Genomic DNA, 20,699 nt, shown 5'->3' with positions numbered 1-20,699 from the left:
CCTCGTTTTATATAAATAAAAAAAGTCTTCTATAAGAAGAAGACTTTTGTCAGATTACACATTTGTCATTCTTCTTATCTCGCAAATTAGCGAATAATTTGCAGGACTTAGCACCTTTTCAATAGCGAGCCATTGATGGTTGCTGAGGTGTCGCAGGGCCATTCCCTCAACCTCTCTTGATAAGAAAGTAATATTTAGATTATTTATAAAATTTACTACAATTCCATGGGAGTGTCAATTACTTTTTATAAATCCATATAATAATGTTGAAATTAGAGTTAAATATCGGATCATTAAAATATAATCTTCCTTTATGAAAAATAGTTGACACTGATAGTATGAGGCTATATTATAAGTTTATCGGATGTTCGTAATAAAGAACTTATATGGAATATTATATAGGTAATAAGTTATAAGATTAATTAGATTTTAGACTATTTAACTTAAAAAATAATTCAAAAATTAGGGACTTTTGATTCGAATGAATTTCCCTGAACTTAAGTATGGTCTAAGTGTTCTTTTTAATGAACTAATAAAAAACTTTAAAGTAATAGATAATATGAAATTTGTTAGCCTGGCAGGAGGAAATGATGAGCGCGATAGCCGGAATTTATCATTTAAACGATGAACCTATCAATCTAGAGCACGGAAATCGAATAATGAAAGAACTAGAAAAATATCCGGCTGATGATATTCAAACTTGGCATAGTGACAAAGTCTTCCTTGGTTGCCATGCACAGTGGATTACACCTGAGTCAGTAGGTGAAAAACTTCCTTATTATGATTATGAACGAAAGTTAGCGATAACCGCCGATGCGATTATAGATAATAGGGTCGAATTATTTGAAAAATTACAAATTGATAATAGAAAGAGAAAAAATATCACTGATAGCGAATTAATTTTACTTTCTTATTATAAATGGGGAGAAGAATCACCTAAGTATTTGGTTGGTGATTTTGCCTTTATGATTTGGGATGAAAGAAAGCAGCAGCTTTTTGGGGCTAGGGATTTTTCAGGAAATAGGACACTCTATTTTCATCATAATCATCAAAGGTTTGCATTTAGCACAGTTATTCACCCATTGTTGAAATTGTCCTATATAGAGAAAAAACTAAATGAGAATTGGATAGCAGAGTTTTTGGCCAATCCAGGTATGTTCGAATCTGTAGATCCTTCTTCAACAGTTTTTCAGGATATCCAGCAAATCCCTCCGTCTCATTCTATAAAAATGGTAAAGGGAAAATTAAATATTTCAAGATATTGTAAGTTGCCTGAAGGAGAAAAATTGCAATTAAAGTCAAACTTTGAATATGAAGAGGCTTTTAAAGACATTTTTCAGAGGGCTGTAAATGATCGTATTCGTACCTTTCATAAAGTAGGAGCCCATCTAAGCGGTGGTTTAGATTCAGGATCAGTTGCAAGCTTTGCAGCTAATTCTCTAGGCAAAAAGAATAAAAAATTATACACCTATAGTTATGTTCCTTTACAAGGTTTTGAGGATTGGACACCAAAAAGCAGGGTTGCAAATGAAAGGCCTTTTATTGAATCAACTGTTAATTATGTAGGTAATATAGAGGCGGAGTATTTAGATTTTGATGGAGAGAGTCCTTTTTCAGTAATAGATAAATGGCTTGATACCCTTGAGACCCCGTATAAATTCTTTGAAAATAGCTTCTGGCTAAAAGGGATTTATGAAAGAGCCCATGAAAAAGGGATTGGGGTATTATTAAACGGACAAAGAGGAAATTGGACTGTTTCTTGGGGACCAGCCTTAGAATACCAGGCTATGCTTTTAAAAAGGTTACATTTAATTCGGTGTTTCCAAGAAATAAACCTTTATAGTAAAAATCTTGGAGTAAAGAAGTCAAGAGTGATGTCGGTGGTCGCCAAAAAGACTTTTCCTTATATATATCAACGAATCTCTTCAGAAAATCCATACGCTTTTCCAATGTTAATAAACCCTGATTTTGGTAAGAAAATGAGTGTATTTGATAAATTGCAGGAGCATGAAATTGATGTTACCGGTACTGCAAATCCAAATTGGTATAAAGTCAGGGAACAACAATTTGAAAAGCTCTATTATTGGAATATTACAGGAACCTATGGGGCTAAATTTTCTTTGCCTTACTCAGTTTGGGATCGTGACCCGACAAATGATCTTCGTGTTGTTCGTTTTTGTCTCTCTGTTCCAGAGGAACAATATGTCCAAAATGGCTTAGATAGAGCTCTTATTAGAAGGTCAACCAAAAACTTATTACCAGATAGTGTTAGGCTTAATTTACGAACCCGCGGTGCACAGGGGGCTGATGGAATCCTCCGTATGGCTTCGCAGTGGGATACTTTTATTGCAGAGCTTGACAAGATGCTAAATGATTCAATAGTTTCTAAATATCTAAATATACCATTATTAAAGGATATAATAGCAAAATTCAGAGAGGTACCATCACTAGAAAATATTTATGATCCACAATTTAAAGTCTTAATGCGCAGCTTAATTTTTTACAGATTTATAAAAAGATTTACTTGAAAGGAGGTGACAAGATATGAAGAAAGAATGGAACGCTCCAGTGTTAGAAGTACTTAATGTTAACATGACAATGGCTGGCCCAGGACACAGACTTCCTGATGCAATACAACCAGATCCAGATGATCCGGTAAAGTATAGCTAATTTCTGAATTTAAAAGAGGTTTGGATTTTTACTGCCCTTATACAATAAAAACTGTATAAGGGCTTTTAAAAATCTAATTTGTCAACATTTGGAGTGAAAAATATGATTACAACACTAAATACCTTAATGTATAAGGGTTTTGGGCTAAACATTTTAAGTGAAATTTACCTACCTGAATTACCTAGAATAAGTGAAAGTATTCATAAGGTAGAAATAGTTATAGAAATTGATGATTTAAGTAAACAGTGGTCCGAAATAGATACGATAGCACAGAAAAGATTTGTAGTAAAAGAAAATAAAGTAATGTTTGAAGTACCAAATACAGCTATATTTTCTATACAAGAAGGTAAAAAGATTTCTGTATCACCAATGGTAGGCGTTGAAGAGGATAAAATCCGTCTTTACATCCTTGGCACTTGTATGGGGGCAATATTGATTCAGAGAAAATTACTACCATTACATGGGAGTGCAGTAGCGATTAATGGGAAGGCGTATGCTTTTGTAGGCGATTCAGGTGCTGGTAAATCTACACTTGCAGCAGCGTTAATAAAGGAAGGGTATCAACTTTTAAGTGATGATGTAATTCCAGTTTATCTATCAAAAGACAATATTCCATATGTTGAACCATCCTATCCGCATCAAAAATTGTGGCAAGAAAGTTTAAATGAATTTGGAATAAGTTCATCGGGTTACCGTCCATTGTTTGATAGAGAAACAAAATATGCTATTCCGGTACATTCTGATTATTCAAGTGAAAGTCTACCTCTTGCAGGAGTTTATGAATTAGTTAAAACGGAAAGTAATCATGTTGAAATTAGGAGAATAGAGGGATTAGGGCGCTTTCAAACAATTTATCAGCATACATATCGGAATTTTTTAATTCCTCGCCTGGAAATGCAAGAATGGCACTTTAAAGAATCTGCTAAAATCTTAAATCGAATAGAAATGTATCAATTAATGCGGCCTCATTCAGGTTTTACAGCACATAGCTTAGTTTCACTTGTTTTATCAACCATTAAAGAGGAGGAAAAAGTATGATTAGTACTCAAAAAATTTCATTGAATTCTAAGGTTGTACAAACCGAAGGAAATGTAGTTAGTGATATGGATGGAGAAAAAGTAATGTTAAGCATAGAAAGTGGTAATTATTATAATTTAGGTGAATTAGGTGGGGAAATATGGGATTTAATTAGGACACCAATAGAAATTAACAAATTGGTTGATACCTTATTATTAACGTACGAAGTAGAAAAGGAAATATGTGAACAGCATGTTTTATCCTATATTGAACAATTAAGTCGTGAGGGCCTCATTCAGGTTATCAATCTTGGAGAATAGAATATTACTAGGAGGAGGATAGTAATGTCACTTTTCCGAAAGATTAAGACATTCATTTTTTTAGATAATATAAAAAAAATTTTGTTCGTAGAGGCATTTGTTTTCTTAGCCTGGGCTCGTATCCTTAAATCTATGCAGTTTTCCAAGATAGCACCTTTATTAGGTAAACATATGGATGAAACATCATTTGAACATAAAGCTTCAGATCAAATGATATTAAGGAATGTATCGGATGCAATTTATATAACGAGCAATTATACATTTTGGGAAAGTAAATGTTTAGTCAAGGCGATTGCGGGAATGAAGATGCTCCAAAGAAGGAAAATTGAGAGTACACTCTATTTAGGTACAGCAAAAGATGAAAAAGGAATCATGATTGCGCATGCGTGGCTTAGGAGTGGGGCATTGTATATTACTGGTGCTGAAGAAATGAGGAGATTTACCATTGTTGGAAAATTCGCAAAACGGTTAAGCGACAATCGATAAGAGGGGAATACCGTGGAAAAAATAATGAATGAAAAACTAAAGAAATTTCCTAGAGAATTAAAACTACTACTCTCCATTATGAAAAAAGGAGATGATGTCATCGATTTTAATAATAAGGATTTTGAGGGTATCGAATGGGATAAGTTCATCCAACTATCTAAACATCATCGAGTTTTTCCTCTCATTTATAAAAGAATGAAAGATTTAGAGGGGAATTTTATTCCGACTTCCGTTCTCCAAGAGTTATTCCTCATCTATCAAAAAAACATTTTTCAAATGCTTCACCTAAGCGGAGAAACAGAAAAAATATCAAAATTATTTTCTAGTAATCAAATCCGTACCCTTTTTTTAAAAGGACCCGTTCTTGCTGCTGATCTATATGGTGATATTTCTTTACGTACATCTGCTGATTTGGATGTTTTAATCCCAATCGAAAACCTGGACCAGGCTGAAGAAATTCTCATAAATGAAGGTTACAAAAAAGATGAGTATATCTTAACCGTATTAAATGACTGGAAGTGGAGGCATCACCATATAACATTTTTTCACACTCAGAAAAAGATTAAGGTGGAAATCCATTGGAGACTTAATCCAGGACCCGCTAAAGAACCGAAATTTGATGATTTATGGAAAAGGAAAAGAGTAAGTTCATTGACAAGCCAGCCTATGTATACTTTGGGACTAGAAGACTTATTTGTATTCCTTGTTTCACACGGAGCACGTCATGGGTGGTCCAGACTTCGTTGGTTAGATGATATTAAACAAATTACGGAATCAAAAATTAATTGGACTAAAACTATTAATTTACTTAAAAGGTATCATTATGACGATGTAGGCGGCCAGGCACTTTTTTTGGCTTTTCATCTGCTTAATGCCAAGGTACCTAAGGAAATGAATAACATTATAAATAGAAAACGAACAAAGCAGCTTGGACTAGACGCTTTTTTTTATATAAAGCAGATGGTTAATCTTCATACAGACCCGGTACCGGAAGAGGTATCTGCATATCATAAACGGCATTTATTTTCTTTAATGTCTACTAAACAGAAATTTTTCTTTATATTAAGTTTTTTATACCCATATCCAGAAGATGCAGAATTTTTACCCTTACCCAAAGTTCTTCATTTTTTATATTTTCCATTGCGCCCGATTATTCTCCTACTAAGAAAAATAAAGATTCGTTCAGAAACTAGGAGGGCATAACAAGTGAATCACGTTTTTTACTTTATAAAAAGAATATATTCATATTCTGGCAAGATCCTTTATTTAAATCTGTTTGGAATGGGATTAGCAAGTTTTCTTGAAGGAATCGGGATTTTGTTATTGGTTCCAATGATAAGTTATAGCGGAATTATAAATGTTGATTTTGGAGGATTTAAATTTTTAGAATTCCTAAATTTCTTACAAGACTTCCCTAAACTTCAAGCACTAGTTTTTATTTTGGGATTTTTTATTTCATTGGTAATATGTCAAAATCTAATTCAGCGAAATTTAGCTATTAGAAATGTCAAAATCACTCAAGGGTTTATCCGTCAATTAAGATTGGAGACATATAGCCTCCTATTAAAAACAAATTGGGAATTCTATACAAAGGAAAGGAAAGCAGATCTCATAAACGTAATGACAATGGAACTTGCACGTGTCTCAGGCGGTATTATCCAATTTTTATTGTTATTAACATCACTTGTTTTCACTAGTATACAGATTGTTATAGCTCTTTGGTTATCCATAAAACTAACCATGTTGGTCCTGCTTTCAGGATTCATTCTTGCTCTATTTTCGAGAAAATTCATAAAACAATCAAAATTATTAGGGTCAAAAACCTCTATCTTAGCACAGGAATATCTTGCTGGAATAACTGACCAGTTAAATGGCATTAAGGATATTAAGAGTAACACTTTAGAAGAATCACGTCTCCATTGGTTAAATTCTTTAACAAAAGGAATGATAGAAGAGCAAATTGAATATATAAAGTTAAAAACCTCTTCCCAGACATTTTATAAAATTTCATCAGCAAGCTTGATTGCAGTTTTTATTTTTATTTATGTGATGATCATTGATATAAAACCTGAGCAATTTTTATTGATACTAATTATTTTCTCAAGATTATGGCCAAGGATAACAGAAATTCAATCCAGTACGGAACAAATAGCAACGACCATTCCTGCATTTAAGGCATTAAGAGAGTTACAAAAAAAATGTAAGCAAGCAGCCGAGATTAATGATGAAAGCATTTACAAGAATATTCAACCTTTGATTATTGAAAAAGGATTAGAATGTCGTGGAGTATTTTTTCGATATAATCGTAATGGAAAATATGCTCTTCAAAATATTAATTTAAACATTCCGATTAATAGTATGACAGCTATAGTAGGTCCATCTGGTGCTGGAAAAAGCACATTAATAGATATCCTAATGGGATTAAATAAACCTGAACAAGGCAATGTCCTGATAGATGGTAATTTGCTTACTGAGCAAAAACTATTATCCTTAAGGCGCTCAATTAGTTATGTTCCACAAGATCCATTTTTATTTAATACTAGTATCCGAGATAATTTACTTATGATAAAGGCCGATACGAGTGAAGAACAAATCTGGGAGGCATTAAAGTTTTCAGCAGCAGCCGAATTTGTGAAGAAATTACCAAATGGTCTGGATACAATTGTTGGAGATAGGGGTATTAGGCTGTCAGGGGGAGAGCGGCAAAGACTTGTTCTTGCAAGAGCCATAATCCGTAAGCCATCCATTCTAGTTTTAGATGAAGCAACCAGTGCATTAGATTCAGAGAATGAAGCTAAGATTCAAGGAGCAATTGAAAAACTTAAAGGAACCATGACGGTCGTTGTAATCGCCCACCGACTTTCTACAATTCGAAATGCAGATCAAGTAATTGTTTTGGAACAAGGAGAAATCATCCAACAAGGACAATTTAGTCAACTTGCAAGTGAAAAGAAGGGAATGTTTAGCAGCTTACTGGAAAAACAAATGGGAGTTAGTGTTTAATACTTAGAATTTTGTAAGGTTCGTATATTAAAAAGTTATAATTGAATTTAATTTACAATTGACAGGTTCTTAATAAAGAACTAATATAATGAGTATAGGTTATGTTTATCAGCAAATTTGAGTAATATATAGAAATGTAATTTTTTTTGGTTGGTTGTTCATTATTTAGAACAAAAAGAGCTGATGTAGTTATACGTAGTGTTTACATGTCCTACAAAAAAGGTGGTTTAATGAATAGCTTAAATGAAAGTAATGGTGACAGAAAAAAAGCAAAGGAAATTAATTTAAAAGAGTTATTTGCAGTAATAAAAAGGCGTTTTTGGATCATTGCATTGGTTTCAGTTTTAGCTGGAATAGTGGGAGTGCTATTAAATAATACCTCCGTAACTCCAATGTATATGTCCTCTTCAAGAATTATCATCGGGGCAGATGAAGAATCAAGGAAAACCCTACAGGTTATTGTGAAAGACTCGGTTATTTTAGAAAAAGTTGTAAAAAAACTAAGGCTAACGAGATCTGCGGAAGCCCTAGCAGGACAAATTACTGTTGCGAGCGTTGAATCGTCTCAGGTAGTGAGTATTAGTGTGGTAGATCCTGATCCAAGTCAGGCAGCAAAAATAGCTGATACGACTGCTCAAATTTTCAGGGATGAGGTACCGAATATAGTTGGTAAAGATTATGTTCGCTTATTATCAAAAGCTAAAGTTAATACAATATCTATTAATCCTAAAAATAATAATAAAATCCTATTTTTAATTATTGGTGGTTTAGCAATTGGCATCGGGATAGCATTTTTATTGGAGTCTTTAGATGACAAAATAAGAAAAGAAAACGATATCGAATCCTTACTTGGTCTTCCTGTATTAGGGAGAATCCCAAAAGTAAACAAAAGAATGGTAAAGAAGAAAACAAAAAGTATGAAGTTTGAACTTGAAACTAGGAGTGAGAATATTGATCTTTAATAAATTTAGAAGAAAGTCATCAATAAAGAAAAAAACGATCATTACATACTCTCATCCCGAATCAATAATATCTGAACAGTTCAGAATGATTCATACTAATATTAAGTTCATGATGTCCGAGCTGCAAAGTCGCACTTTTTTAATTACTTCATCCAGTGATGGAGAAGGGAAATCTATGGTTGCAACAAACCTTGCTGTCTCAATGGCTCAGCAGAAGAAAAAAGTTCTCTTAATAGATGCTAATTTAAGACGGCCGGCTTTACATTCCTTCTTCAAAACAGCCAATGCGGAGGGGTTAACGGATGTTCTGACAGGTAGATTATCCTTTTCTGAGGCTGTTTATCATACTGAAGTTTGGAGGCTAGATCTCTTATCAAGCGGTGTGGTTCCATTTAATCCAGTTGAATTAATCGGTTCACAGATGATGCAGGATCTCCTTAAAAAGGCAGAACAAAATTACGATGTTATTATAATAGATTCTAATTCAGTGCTAGAGGTTACAGATACTAAGCTACTTGCAAACCAATGTGATGGAGTCATACTAGTAATTCAAAGTGGTAAAACGAAATTAGAAAAAGCGGCCGAAGCAAAAAAAGTACTTAAGTATGCCAAAGCAAAGGTTGTAGGAGCAGTTTTAAATCAATAGTCCTATTAAATTAGAAATTTTTTTAATATTTTTGTTCGTTATTAGAAACAAAAATGTATTTTTTATCGTTGAGTGAAATTTGGAGATGTCTCCTTTCCAATATCAATGGAGGCACTCGGTCATACTGTGGGTCAGGGAACCTTAGACGCTAGTCGTCGATAGTATGATGTGAGGAGGGGTTAGATGCCCCACATTAAATAAAATGGTTAAGTATGTGTTCTTTTGAACAAAGTACATTTACTTAACCATTTTAAATTGAAGGAGTTATGACATGAATATTGATCGCTTCCCCAAATCAATTAAAAAAGCAGTTAGGTATATCAAGCAAGAGGCAACAAAAGATCAACTAGAAGATATTAAGAGACTAATAGATAATGCGATCAAGCAAAGACATCGTAGAGTCAATTGAATTTGGAAAGGAGAAAAATTATGACTTATCGACAACGAATGTCTTTCTTTATCTTTGTTGATTCATGTATCGTTTTAACGGCTATTTTTGGTAGTTGTTTTTTAGTGGATGGAACTATCCAGGTTATTAACTTTCATATTGTGTTAAGTTCAATTGTCATTTTATTAAGTCATTATTCGCTGTCATTTAAATTTCATTTGTATAAAAAAGCTTGGGAATATGCCAGTGTGGGAGAATTGCTAAGTATTTTAAAAATAGTGTCAATTTCAATCTTTGTTGCAGCAGTTGTCCAACAAATAATTGTTCAGGAAATATTTGTCCGTCTTTTGGCAGTAACGTGGTTACTGAATATGTCTTTCATTGGAGGTTCACGTTTTTGTTGGCGAATGCTAAGGGATTCACAGCTTAATAAAATCGATAATAAAAAACGAACGCTCATCGTAGGTGCCGGATCTGCAGGAACCATGGTTGCAAGGCAATTATTAAAAAATAATGAGGCGGATTTATTGCCAGTGGCATTTATCGATGATGATGTAAAAAAGCATAAGCTTGATATTTTAGGAATCCCCGTGGTTGGAGGCATCAACAAAATCGAGACGGTAGTTTCGAAAAATGATATTGAAAATATAGTGATTGCCATTCCATCACTTTGTAAAAAAAAGTTGAATACTATTTTTCTGGAATGTGCCAAAACAAATGCTAAAACACAAATTTTACCTTTGCTGGAAGACTTAATGACAGGGAAAGTGTCAGTAAGTCAATTTCGTGATGTACAAGTAGAGGATTTACTTGGAAGAGAACCAGTTGAACTAGATATGAATAGTATTTCAGATAATATCACGAATAAGGTCGTTTTAGTTACTGGTGCAGGAGGGTCGATTGGATCGGAAATTTGCCGGCAAATATCGATTTTTAATCCAAAGAAACTTATTTTATTAGGACATGGTGAAAATAGTATATATTCGATAGAAATGGAATTAAAGGAAGCGAATAAACATACTGAAATTGAATTCATTCCAGTGATTGCGGATATACAAGATGAGAAGAAATTGATGTCGGTTATGAGTACATACCAACCTGATATTGTCTATCATGCGGCGGCTCATAAGCATGTACCTTTAATGGAGGCTAACCCAGAAGAGGCGGTCAAGAATAACATCATTGGGACAATGAATGTTGCAAATGCTGCCAGCTGGACTGGAGTGAAGACCTTCGTGATGATCTCAACAGATAAAGCTGTGAATCCAACCAGTGTAATGGGAGCAGCAAAAAAGCTTGCCGAAATGATTATCCAACATATGGACAATGAATGTAATACCAAATTTGTTGCCGTTCGTTTTGGTAATGTATTAGGAAGCAGAGGCAGTGTGATTCCGCTATTTAAAAAGCAAATTGAAAAAGGCGGTCCTGTGACAGTTACCCACCCTGAAATGGTTCGATACTTTATGACGATCCCAGAAGCATCAAGGTTAGTACTTCAAGCAGGGGCACTAGCAAGTGGAGGAGAAATTTTCGTATTAGACATGGGCGACCCTGTAAAAATTGTTGATTTAGCTAAAAACCTCATCAAACTCTCAGGCAATACTATTGAGGAAATTGGCATTGAATTTTCAGGAATTAGACCTGGAGAAAAGCTATTTGAAGAATTATTAAAAGAAGATGAGGTTCATGAGCAACAAATTTATCCAAAGATTTATATTGGAAAAACGTCTGACCTATTAATTCAAGAAATAGAGGAAATTATTCTAACATACTCAGGCCTAAATAAAGACGAAATTAGGGAAAGGCTAATTGATCTTGCGAATTATAAAGTAAAGCCAAAATCAAAATTATCAGTCTCAGTTTAAAGGAGTTAATAAAATGAAAGTTAGAAAAGCCATTATTCCAGCAGCGGGGCTTGGAACGAGATTTCTTCCAGCAACAAAAGCAATGCCAAAAGAGATGCTGCCAATTGTGGATAAGCCAACGATTCAATATATCGTAGAAGAAGCCGTTGAATCAGGGATCGAAGACATTATTATCGTAACTGGTAAAGGGAAAAGAGCGATAGAAGACCATTTTGATAATTCTTTCGAATTAGAACAAAACTTGTTGGAAAAAGGAAAGCTAGAGCTCTTAAATGAAGTGCAAAAGTCTTCGAAAATGGTAGATATTCATTATATCCGTCAAAAAGAACCGAAAGGATTAGGTCATGCGATTTGGTGTGCTCGCAAGTTTATCGGTGATGAACCATTTGCTGTACTGCTTGGCGATGATATTGTTCAAGCTCAAACACCTTGTTTAAAGCAGTTAATTGACCAGTATGAAAGATATAATGCATCCATTCTTGGGGTTCAAACAGTTCCTGACAATGAAGTATCTAGGTATGGAATTGTGGATGGGAAGAATATTAATAATCGATTCTACAGTGTAAATAGCTTAGTTGAAAAACCTAAACAGGATGAGGCTCCATCGAACCTCGCTATCCTTGGCCGATATATTCTTAGTCCTAGAATTTTTGACATATTAAGTGAACAACAACCTGGCGCTGGTGGGGAAATACAACTAACAGATGCTATCGCTGCTTTAAATCAACATGAAGCTGTATATGCCTATGATTTTGAGGGAGTACGCTACGATGTAGGTGGAAAAATGGGCTTCATTCAAACAAGTATTGAATTAGCTTTACAGCGTGAAGATTTAAGGACACAGTTATTAGACTACCTTTCATCTGTTCTTGAAAAAGAGCTTATTAGGTAGTTCGATAAAAAAGGATGGAAGATAAAATGCAAAAGAGGGTTCTGTTCTGTGCAACAGTGGATTATCACTTTAAAGCTTTTCATTTACCATATTTAAAATGGTTTAAAGAACAGGGATGGGAAGTACATGTTGCAGCATCTGGTGAATTGAAACTTCCTTATGTAGATAAGAAATTTACTATTCCCGTTCAAAGATCACCTTTTCATAAAATGAATGTAGAAGCTTATCATGAGCTGAAAAAAATTATCGAGGATCACCAATATAGTATTATTCACTGCCATACCCCTATGGGCGGAGTCCTTACCAGGTTAGCTGCAAGGAATACAAGAAAGCATGGTACAAAGGTCATATATACAGCACATGGCTTTCATTTCTGTAAAGGAGCACCATTGCTAAACTGGCTTCTTTATTATCCGTTAGAAAAATTTTTGTCATCTTTCACAGATTGCCTCATTACGATCAATCAAGAAGATTATCTTTTGGCTAAAAATCATCGATTTAAGGCAAAATCAATCAAACAGGTGCATGGTGTCGGTGTGAATACTGAAATTTTTAAACCAGTAGAAGAGTCACATAAAAATCAGTTAAGAGAATCATTAGGCTATAAGCCTAATGATTTTTTAATGTTTTATGCAGCGGAATTTAATAAAAACAAAAACCAGAAATTGTTAATTGAATCGTTAGCACTTATAAGAGACGAAGTGCCAAATGCAAGGCTTTTATTAGCAGGTGAGGGGCATCTTTTAAATAATTGCAAAGAAATTGCACAATCATTAAAGGTTGATGACATGATTCATTTTCTTGGATTTAGAAATGATATTGAAAACCTGCTAAAGATGAGTGATATAGCCGTTGCATCTAGTCTGAGAGAGGGACTTCCAGTAAATATTATGGAGGCAATGTCTTGTGGCTTGCCAGTCATAGCGACTATTAATAGAGGGCACTCGGAATTAGTTGAAAATGATAAAAATGGATATGTTTTATTTACTGATGATTCTAAAAATTTTTCCTTGAAAATCTTAGATGTTTATAAATCTAAAGAACTATGCAAAAAATTTGGTTTAGCAGGAACGAATAAAATGAAAACATATTCACTATCCAAAGTTTTTACGGAGTTAAAAGATATCTACTCAATTTATATGGTGGAGGGCACAAATGAGACCAAAAGTAAGCATAATCGTTCCTATATATAATGTTGAAAAGTATTTGAGTAGATGTTTAGATAGTTTATTAGTCCAAACTTTACAAGAAATAGAGATTATTGCTGTTAATGATGGATCAAATGATTCAAGCTTAAAAATCCTAAGAAAATATGAAATAAGGGATTCGCGAATTAAAGTGATTGAAAAGCTAAATGGTGGTGTTTCCTCTGCTAGAAATGAGGGGATTTGGTTTGCAACCGGTGAATATATTGGCTTTGTTGACCCTGATGATTGGGTGAATCCAGAAATGTATGAGGAAATGTACAAAAATGCAACAAGTGAAAATATCGATATTGTCATGTGTTCATACATTCGTGAGTTTGAAAATCATTCAAAAATAAAAGATTTTAATCTTCCCAATAGGTTTCGTTATCAAGATGAAGAAGTAAAAAAAAATTTTATGAGGAGATTAATTGGTCCAATAAATGAAGAAATAGCAAATCCAGAATTTCTGGATGCATGGGGTACTGTTTGGTCAAAGTTGTATCGTGCAGAAATAATAATGGAAAATAACATTGAATTTATGGACCTTAATAAAATTGGTACCAATGAAGATACATTATTTAATATTGAAGCAGCTTACTATGCAAAATCTTTTTTATTTTTAAATTGCCCTTATTATCATTATTGGCGTGCGAATAGTACATCAGTTACATCGGGGTACAAACCAAAATTAATGGACCAGTGGATGTACCTTTTTATGTATATTGAAAATTTTTTAAGGGATAAAAAGATGAACAAGGATTACTATTTAGCTCTAAATAATCGCATTTGTCTCAATACACTCGGTCTTGGATTAAATACAATTAGTAAGGACAATTTATCATCCTCCATTATGAAGATTAGAAGGATAAATATGTTCTTGAAAGAAAAACGAATAAGACAATCATTTAAACAATTAGATTTATCTAAATTTCCGTTTGTTTGGAGAGTGTTTTATTTTTTTGCAAAAGTTCGCTTTGCTGCAGGGTTTTATTTTATGTTGGTTTGTATTGAATTTCTTAGAAAAATCATTAGATAGGGGTAAGATGCTTGAAACCTATTAGAATTCTTCAGGTGGTCACGATTATGAATCGTGGTGGTCTTGAAACAATGTTAATGAATTACTATCGACAAATGGATAGAAAAAAAGTCCAATTTGATTTTATGGTACATCGCGCTGAAGAAGGTCACTATGATAAAGAGATATTGGAGCTAGGCGGTAGGATCTACCGAATGCCACAAATTAAACCAGGTAATTATCGATTGTATTTTAGGCTTCTTGATGACTTCTTCAAAGAACATATGGAATATAAAGTGGTTCATTCTCATATTAACGAAAATAGCTGCTTTGTTTTAAGAGCAGCTAAGAAGGTAGGAATTCCTTGTCGAATCGCCCATTCGCATTTAAGTGATTTGGGAATTGATGTAAAACTCCCATTCCGTTTATATGCTAGGTTCACTATGAAGAATAACCCAACCAATTACTTTGCTTGTTCGAAAAAGGCAGGGCAATGGCTCTTTGGCAATAATATTGCGACTTCAAAAAAAATGAAGGTTCTTAACAATGCAGTAAATGTCAGTGAGTTTAAATTTAACGAAACGACCAGAAACAATATTAGAAAAGAACTTGGTATTGGAAATGAATTGGTAATTGGTCATATTGGAAGATTCAATAAACAAAAAAACCACGAATTTCTTATAGAAATTTTTAAAGCTATTCTTCAACAACGCCAGGATGTTATATTGCTTTTGGTTGGGGATGGGCATTTACGACCATCAATTGAAAAGAAGATTGTGAACCTAGGTTTATCCTCCCGTGTTAAATTGTTAGGAGTTAGAAGCGATATTTCAAAATTAATGCAAGCAATGGATTTATTTCTTTTTCCTTCTCTATTTGAAGGTTTACCAGTAGTCTTAGTTGAAGCACAGGCTGCAGGCCTAAAATGTGTTGTATCAGATGCAATTACTTTTGAAAGTGATGTTACAGGAAGAGTAGAATACATCAGTCTAGATAAGTCCCCGGAATATTGGACAAAACAAATTCTAAACTCTACATACGAACATGCTGATACTTCAGAAAAGTTGAAGGAAAGTGGTTATGATTCTATAACGATGGCTAAATGGCTATCAAATTATTATACGGATTATTATTCATTTGAAGCAAGATAATTTGAGATATTTGGAGGTGAATCAAATGACACCGATACTTACAGTCTTTACTCCTACCTATAATCGAGCATATACTCTTCATTTATGTTATGAAAGTCTACAAAGGCAAACAAGTAAAGATTTTATATGGTTGATTATTGATGACGGTTCTACAGACAATACGAAAGAATTAGTTAAAAGATGGATTACAGAGAATACAGTTCCAATCCGTTACCACTATCAAGAAAATCTTGGTATGCATGGTGCACATAATACAGCATATGAACTCATTGATACAGAACTTAATGTATGTATTGACTCCGATGATTATATGCCTGATGATGCAGTTGAAAAAATTACTGAATTTTGGAAGAATTTTGGAAGTGGTAGATTTGCAGGAATAGTTGGCCTAGATGCCAGTCCTGATGGAAGAGTAATTGGCACAAAAATGCCGGAGAATTTAAACAAATCAACTTTATCAAATTTATATGCTAAGCAGCAAGTAAAGGGTGATAAAAAGCTAGTCTACCGGTCTGAATTAACTCGAAAGTCACCGCCATACCCTATCTTTCCAGGTGAGAAATATTGTCCGTTAAGCTATAAATACATTCTTATTGATCAAGAATATCCATTGCTTATTTTGAATGAAATCCTTTGTTTTGTAGAGTATTTACCAGATGGATCAAGTATGAATATTATCAATCAGTATAAAAAAAATCCAAAAAGTTTTTCCTTTTTTAGAATGGTAGCAATGAGGTATGCTCCTTCATTCAGGGAAAGATTTAGAGAATCCATCCATTACGTATCAAGTAATTTGATGTTAAGAAATGCAAAATATTTGTTTGAGTCACCGAATAAATTTACCACACTTCTCGCGTCACCATTTGGAGTTGCTTTATATTTTTATATATTAAAAACTGGAAAAACCACGGTTCTAAAAAGTAGTGAGTTATGAATTATTATTAACGAAAGGATTAAGCCTATGGAGATCTTATGGATTAATCTTATTGTCGTATATTTTTCTTCTTTTTTTGCAAGATATTTTTCCAGCCCTTTAGCCATTAATGTTCCATATATTAAGCCAAATAAACTACTTATCTTTATCTCAATTATTTCTTTGGTCCTCGTTTCAGGTCTTAGAAATAATATTGGTGACACATTTTTTTATATGTATAGTTACAAAATTAATGATTACACTCTACAAAATATAAATTACAAAGGTGATTTTGGATTTAATATTTTGCAAGCACTTTTACAAAAAATTTCTCATGATCCTCAATTATTAATTTTTACTGTAGCATTATTTACAAATGTATTGATAGTACAAGTATTATTTAAATACTCTAGAATGATTGAATTAAGTTTATTTGCTTATATAGCAGCTGGGATGTATACAGTTTCAATGAATGGAATTAGACAATTCTTAGCTGCAGCCATTGTTTTTGCGGCTACAAGATTTATCGTAAATGGTAATTGGAAGATGTTTATGATTGTAGTTTTATTAGGATCAACAATACACCAAACAGCATTAATTTTTATTCCAATTTATTTCATTGTAAGAAGGGAGGCATGGACAAAGGTAACTTTTACCCTTTTAGGTTTAGCTGTCTTACTTGCAGCGGGGTTTAATCAGTTCTCAACACTGTTATTTAGTGCACTTGCAGATACCCAGTACGGTCACTATAGTAATTTTTCCGAAGGTGGAGCAAGTTCAATACGAGTAGCTGTAACTGGTGCCCCATTGATTATTGCCTATTTTGGAAAAGAGAGACTAAGAGAATTATGGCCTAAAAGTGATTATATTGTTAATTTAACTACGCTAGGAATAGTATTTATGGTCATTTCTTCACAAAACTGGATATTTGCAAGATTTAATATATACTTTGGCCTTTATAACCTTATATTAATCTCATGGATTATTAAATTATTTTCTAAAAGGGATAGGAAATTAATTTATTATGGGCTTTTAGGTTGTTACTTAATTTACTTTTATTATGAGAATGTATTATCACTTAATATCATTTATAAAAGTAATTATATAAATTTATAGGGGCCTTTATTATTTAAAAGGATTTTTATCTCTTTAAGTGAGGTTTGAACAGTGAAAATATCGGTAACGTTAACACAGCAGAAATTTCAGGAATTACTATTAAATATCTACTTAAAGGGTCAAACATCCGAAAATATTAATCTTATAGAATTAATCGAAGAAATAAAACAGCAAGTAGTGTCAGAAAAAAGATAAATGATTAATTAGAGAAAAATAGCAGGGGATGGCTAGTTATGAAGCGATCATTTGATTTAATAGTTTCATTGGTTATATTTATTTGTCTTTTCCCAGTATTCTTGATATTTGCATTCTTGGTTAAATTAAAGCTAGGATCTCCAATCATATTTAAACAGCTGCGTCCCGGATTGAATGCAAAGCCCTTTTACCTTTACAAACTTCGTACAATGACAGATCAAAGAGATAGTAATGGCAAAGTACTTCCAGATTATCTAAGGATTACTTCATTTGGGAAATTCCTTAGAAAATATAGTTTGGATGAATATCCACAACTATTGAATGTAATAAAAGGTGACATAAGTTTAGTAGGTCCCAGACCTTTATTAATGGAGTATCTTCCTCTATATACAAAGGAACAATCTAAGCGTCATCAAGTAAAACCTGGTATTACCGGATGGGCACAAATAAATGGACGCAATGCAATAACTTGGGAAGAAAAATTTGAATTAGATGTCTGGTATGTAAATAATCGATCCTTCCTACTTGATATGAAAATCTTATTTTTAACAGTCTATAAGGTAGCGGTTTCCGAAGGAATAAACCAACCAGGCCAAGTCACGATGGAAAGTTTTAAAGGATCAAATTCGACAATAGGAAGGGGACATGGATGAAAATTGTAGTGGTTGGCCGTGGAGGTCACAGTAATGTGGTATCCGATACAATTTTATCTAATCAAGGAAATGAAATAGTGGGATTCTTAGATGACAAATACGACAATGTAAGTCTTATAGACAATACTTATTGTGGTCCTATTTCATCAGCTAAAAGATTAGTTGATTACTTTATTGATGTTAAGTTCGTTATAGCGATCGGAGATAATAAGATTCGCCAATCCATTGCTCAGAGACTAAATATTTCCGATGAATATTTTCCTACCTTGATTCACCGTTCTGCTGTAATCAGTCCTAGTGCAAAGATAGGTCATGGGACCGTTATCATGCCTAACTCAGTACTTAACTCCGATACTATAATTGGCAATCATACTATTATAAATACAAGTTCCATTATCGAGCACGATAGTATTGTTGGAGATTTTGCACACATTTCTCCAGGTGTCATCTTAACTGGAAATGTCCATATAGCTGAAGGGGTACATGTTGGTGCCGGATCAACGATTATCCCAAATATTAAGATTGGAAATTGGAGTATTATCGGTGCAGGTGCAACAGTTATTACGGATATTCCATCTTATTCTACAGCTGTTGGTATACCTGCAAGGGTTAAAAAAGTTAATCAAATGAGTTCGGAGGTGAACTAATTGTTAAATACAACACTTAAAAAGAGAATTTACCTTTCATCACCCCATATGAGTGGGAATGAGTTTAAGTATATAAAGGAAGCATTTGATACTAACTGGATTGCGCCACTTGGACCAAATGTTGATGCCTTTGAAAAAGAAATAGCAGAATATGTAGGAGCCAATGAAGCTGTTGCCGTTAGTTCAGGAACTGCAGCCATTCATTTGGCTCTTTCTTTATTGGACGTACAAAAAGGTGACAAAGTATTTTGTTCAAGCTTAACGTTTGTTGCTAGTGCTAACCCAATTATTTATCAAGGTGCAGAAGCAGTTTTTATTGACTCGGAACCAGAAACATGGAATATGTCTCCTTTTGCTTTAGAAAAGGCATTTATAGATGCTTCATATGAAGGAAAACTCCCAAAAGCAGTCATTGTTGTGAACTTATATGGGCAAAGTGCAAAAATGGATGAAATTGTTTCTATATGTAATCATTACGATGTTCCTATCATTGAAGATGCAGCAGAGTCCCTTGGTTCGACATATAAAGGTAAGGCAAGTGGAACATTTGGGAAATTTGGAATCTATTCTTTTAATGGCAACAAAATTATTACTACTTCAGGTGGTGGCATGTTAGTTTCAAACGACATAGCAGCATTAAAAAAAGCTCGTTTTCTGGCAACTCAAGCTCGAGACCCTGCACCACATTACCAGCATAGTTATATCGGATTTAATTATCGAATGAGTAACATTTTAGCAGGTGTAGGAAGAGCTCAATTAGAGGTATTACCTGAACGAGTGGAAGCAAGAAGAAATGTTTATAATCAATATTATCATGAATTAGCCCATCTTCCTGGTATTCAATTCATGCCTGAATTAGAGAATACTTTCTCTAATCGTTGGCTGACAGCTATTACAGTAAACGAGGAAGAAGCAGGAGTTTCAGTTGGAGACTTGATAAGAAACCTTGCAGAAGAGAATATTGAAGCGCGCCCAGTATGGAAGCCACTTCATCTCCAACCGGTTTTCAAAGGTGTTAAATATTTTCAACACAGTGAGAATGAGAATATCTCTGAATGTCTTTTTTATAATGGACTATGTCTACCGTCTGGATCAAATATGACTGAAGAAGACCAAATTAGAATTATTAATTCTATTAAGAATATGTTGGCTAAAGTAAATTAGAATGAATATACGTATAAATACAGAAGAAAATCTTAGAAGATAAAACGGGGTAGTTGCCAATGATAGGAAGAAATATATATGAAATCCGAATGAAAAAAGGTCTTACATTATCAGAGTTAGCAGAACGTGCCAGCATCTCAAAGTCCTACCTTAGTAATATTGAGCGAAATCTAAACCAAAATCCCTCAATCCAGGTTATTAAAAAAATTGCGCATGTTTTAAATATTGATCTGCAGGTACTACTTAAAACAGAAGCAACTGACGAATATCACCAGCAACAAGATAAAGAATGGATTGAAATTATAAATGAATTAAAAAAATCAGGAATTGAAAAACAAGAATATAAAACCTTGATAGAGTTTATCAAGTGGCAGAATCAAAATTTGGAAACAAAAAAATAAAGTTT

The 20,699-nt window shown here is 33.6% G+C and carries 21 protein-coding genes and 1 riboswitch; all 21 genes read left to right on the top strand.

The features are described from left to right. Positions 1 to 71: 71 nt before the first annotated feature. Positions 72 to 186: riboswitch (SAM riboswitch) on the bottom strand. Positions 187 to 590: 404 nt separating this feature from the next. The 21 genes from J7E67_RS13130 (at position 591) to J7E67_RS13030 (ending at position 20,694) form a co-directional block, all read left to right on the top strand. Then, positions 591 to 2,528: an asparagine synthase-related protein gene (locus J7E67_RS13130; RefSeq protein ID WP_214715000.1), complete on the top strand. Its 1,938-nt coding sequence runs from the start codon at positions 591 to 593 to the stop codon at positions 2,526 to 2,528. A 16-nt stretch (positions 2,529 to 2,544) separates the two neighbouring features. After that, on the top strand, positions 2,545 to 2,670 hold the full coding sequence (locus J7E67_RS13125; RefSeq protein WP_214715001.1) for a paeninodin family lasso peptide: 126 nt from the start codon (positions 2,545 to 2,547) through the stop codon (positions 2,668 to 2,670). 102 nt (positions 2,671 to 2,772) lie between these two features. After that, positions 2,773 to 3,708: a phosphoenolpyruvate carboxykinase (ATP) gene (locus J7E67_RS13120; RefSeq protein ID WP_214715002.1), complete on the top strand. Its 936-nt coding sequence runs from the start codon at positions 2,773 to 2,775 to the stop codon at positions 3,706 to 3,708. Continuing rightward, on the top strand, positions 3,705 to 4,007 hold the full coding sequence (locus J7E67_RS13115; RefSeq protein WP_214715003.1) for a lasso peptide biosynthesis PqqD family chaperone: 303 nt from the start codon (positions 3,705 to 3,707) through the stop codon (positions 4,005 to 4,007). Before J7E67_RS13120 ends, J7E67_RS13115 begins: the two co-directional genes overlap by 4 nt. A 24-nt stretch (positions 4,008 to 4,031) precedes the next feature. After that, complete coding sequence (locus tag J7E67_RS13110; protein ID WP_214715004.1) at positions 4,032 to 4,493, top strand: lasso peptide biosynthesis B2 protein; 462 nt, start codon at positions 4,032 to 4,034, stop codon at positions 4,491 to 4,493. Positions 4,494 to 4,505: 12 nt separating this feature from the next. Further along, entirely contained in the window at positions 4,506 to 5,696 is a 1,191-nt protein-coding gene (locus J7E67_RS13105; RefSeq protein ID WP_374102971.1) for a nucleotidyltransferase domain-containing protein, read from the top strand. Between the two features lie 3 nt (positions 5,697 to 5,699). After that, a complete protein-coding gene (locus J7E67_RS13100) occupies positions 5,700 to 7,496 on the top strand; it encodes an ABC transporter ATP-binding protein (protein ID WP_214715005.1) in 1,797 nt (598 codons plus the stop codon). Positions 7,497 to 7,726: 230 nt separating this feature from the next. Then, positions 7,727 to 8,458 (top strand): YveK family protein, encoded by a 732-nt coding sequence (locus J7E67_RS13095; RefSeq protein WP_214715007.1) that lies wholly within the window; start codon positions 7,727 to 7,729, stop codon positions 8,456 to 8,458. Positions 8,459 to 8,543: 85 nt separating this feature from the next. Next, entirely contained in the window at positions 8,544 to 9,104 is a 561-nt protein-coding gene (locus J7E67_RS13090; protein ID WP_214715039.1) for a CpsD/CapB family tyrosine-protein kinase, read from the top strand. A gap of 429 nt (positions 9,105 to 9,533) precedes the next feature. After that, on the top strand, positions 9,534 to 11,360 hold the full coding sequence (locus J7E67_RS13085; RefSeq protein WP_214715009.1) for a polysaccharide biosynthesis protein: 1,827 nt from the start codon (positions 9,534 to 9,536) through the stop codon (positions 11,358 to 11,360). 13 nt (positions 11,361 to 11,373) lie between these two features. Beyond that, positions 11,374 to 12,252: a UTP--glucose-1-phosphate uridylyltransferase GalU gene (galU, locus tag J7E67_RS13080; protein ID WP_214715011.1), complete on the top strand. Its 879-nt coding sequence runs from the start codon at positions 11,374 to 11,376 to the stop codon at positions 12,250 to 12,252. A 26-nt stretch (positions 12,253 to 12,278) separates the two neighbouring features. Beyond that, complete coding sequence (locus J7E67_RS13075) at positions 12,279 to 13,445, top strand: glycosyltransferase family 4 protein (RefSeq protein ID WP_214732056.1); 1,167 nt, start codon at positions 12,279 to 12,281, stop codon at positions 13,443 to 13,445. Next, on the top strand, positions 13,408 to 14,475 hold the full coding sequence (locus J7E67_RS13070) for a glycosyltransferase (protein ID WP_214715013.1): 1,068 nt from the start codon (positions 13,408 to 13,410) through the stop codon (positions 14,473 to 14,475). Before J7E67_RS13075 ends, J7E67_RS13070 begins: the two co-directional genes overlap by 38 nt. Positions 14,476 to 14,486: 11 nt before the next feature. Next, entirely contained in the window at positions 14,487 to 15,605 is a 1,119-nt protein-coding gene (locus J7E67_RS13065; protein ID WP_214715016.1) for a glycosyltransferase family 1 protein, read from the top strand. Between the two features lie 25 nt (positions 15,606 to 15,630). Further along, complete coding sequence (locus J7E67_RS13060) at positions 15,631 to 16,539, top strand: glycosyltransferase family 2 protein (protein WP_214715018.1); 909 nt, start codon at positions 15,631 to 15,633, stop codon at positions 16,537 to 16,539. A 27-nt stretch (positions 16,540 to 16,566) separates the two neighbouring features. Further along, positions 16,567 to 17,634: an EpsG family protein gene (locus J7E67_RS13055; RefSeq protein ID WP_214715020.1), complete on the top strand. Its 1,068-nt coding sequence runs from the start codon at positions 16,567 to 16,569 to the stop codon at positions 17,632 to 17,634. 51 nt (positions 17,635 to 17,685) lie between these two features. After that, the gene (locus tag J7E67_RS13050) at positions 17,686 to 17,829 is read left to right on the top strand and encodes a YwzD family small protein (protein WP_214715022.1); all 144 of its coding nucleotides are present in this window, start codon (positions 17,686 to 17,688) and stop codon (positions 17,827 to 17,829) included. Between the two features lie 38 nt (positions 17,830 to 17,867). Next, entirely contained in the window at positions 17,868 to 18,482 is a 615-nt protein-coding gene (locus J7E67_RS13045; RefSeq protein WP_214715023.1) for a sugar transferase, read from the top strand. After that, positions 18,479 to 19,129 carry an acetyltransferase gene (locus J7E67_RS13040; protein ID WP_214715024.1) on the top strand — a complete coding sequence of 217 codons (651 nt, stop codon included), beginning with the start codon at positions 18,479 to 18,481 and terminating at the stop codon, positions 19,127 to 19,129. Before J7E67_RS13045 ends, J7E67_RS13040 begins: the two co-directional genes overlap by 4 nt. A 48-nt stretch (positions 19,130 to 19,177) precedes the next feature. After that, a complete protein-coding gene (locus J7E67_RS13035; protein WP_214715042.1) occupies positions 19,178 to 20,293 on the top strand; it encodes a DegT/DnrJ/EryC1/StrS family aminotransferase in 1,116 nt (371 codons plus the stop codon). Between the two features lie 59 nt (positions 20,294 to 20,352). After that, positions 20,353 to 20,694 carry a helix-turn-helix domain-containing protein gene (locus tag J7E67_RS13030; protein ID WP_214715025.1) on the top strand — a complete coding sequence of 114 codons (342 nt, stop codon included), beginning with the start codon at positions 20,353 to 20,355 and terminating at the stop codon, positions 20,692 to 20,694. The last annotated feature ends 5 nt before the right edge of the window (positions 20,695 to 20,699 follow it).

It is taken from the genome of Bacillus sp. ISL-46 (assembly GCF_018613205.1).
Note: the sequence above shows the minus strand (reverse complement) of the source record. Positions and strands in the feature narration are given on the sequence as shown.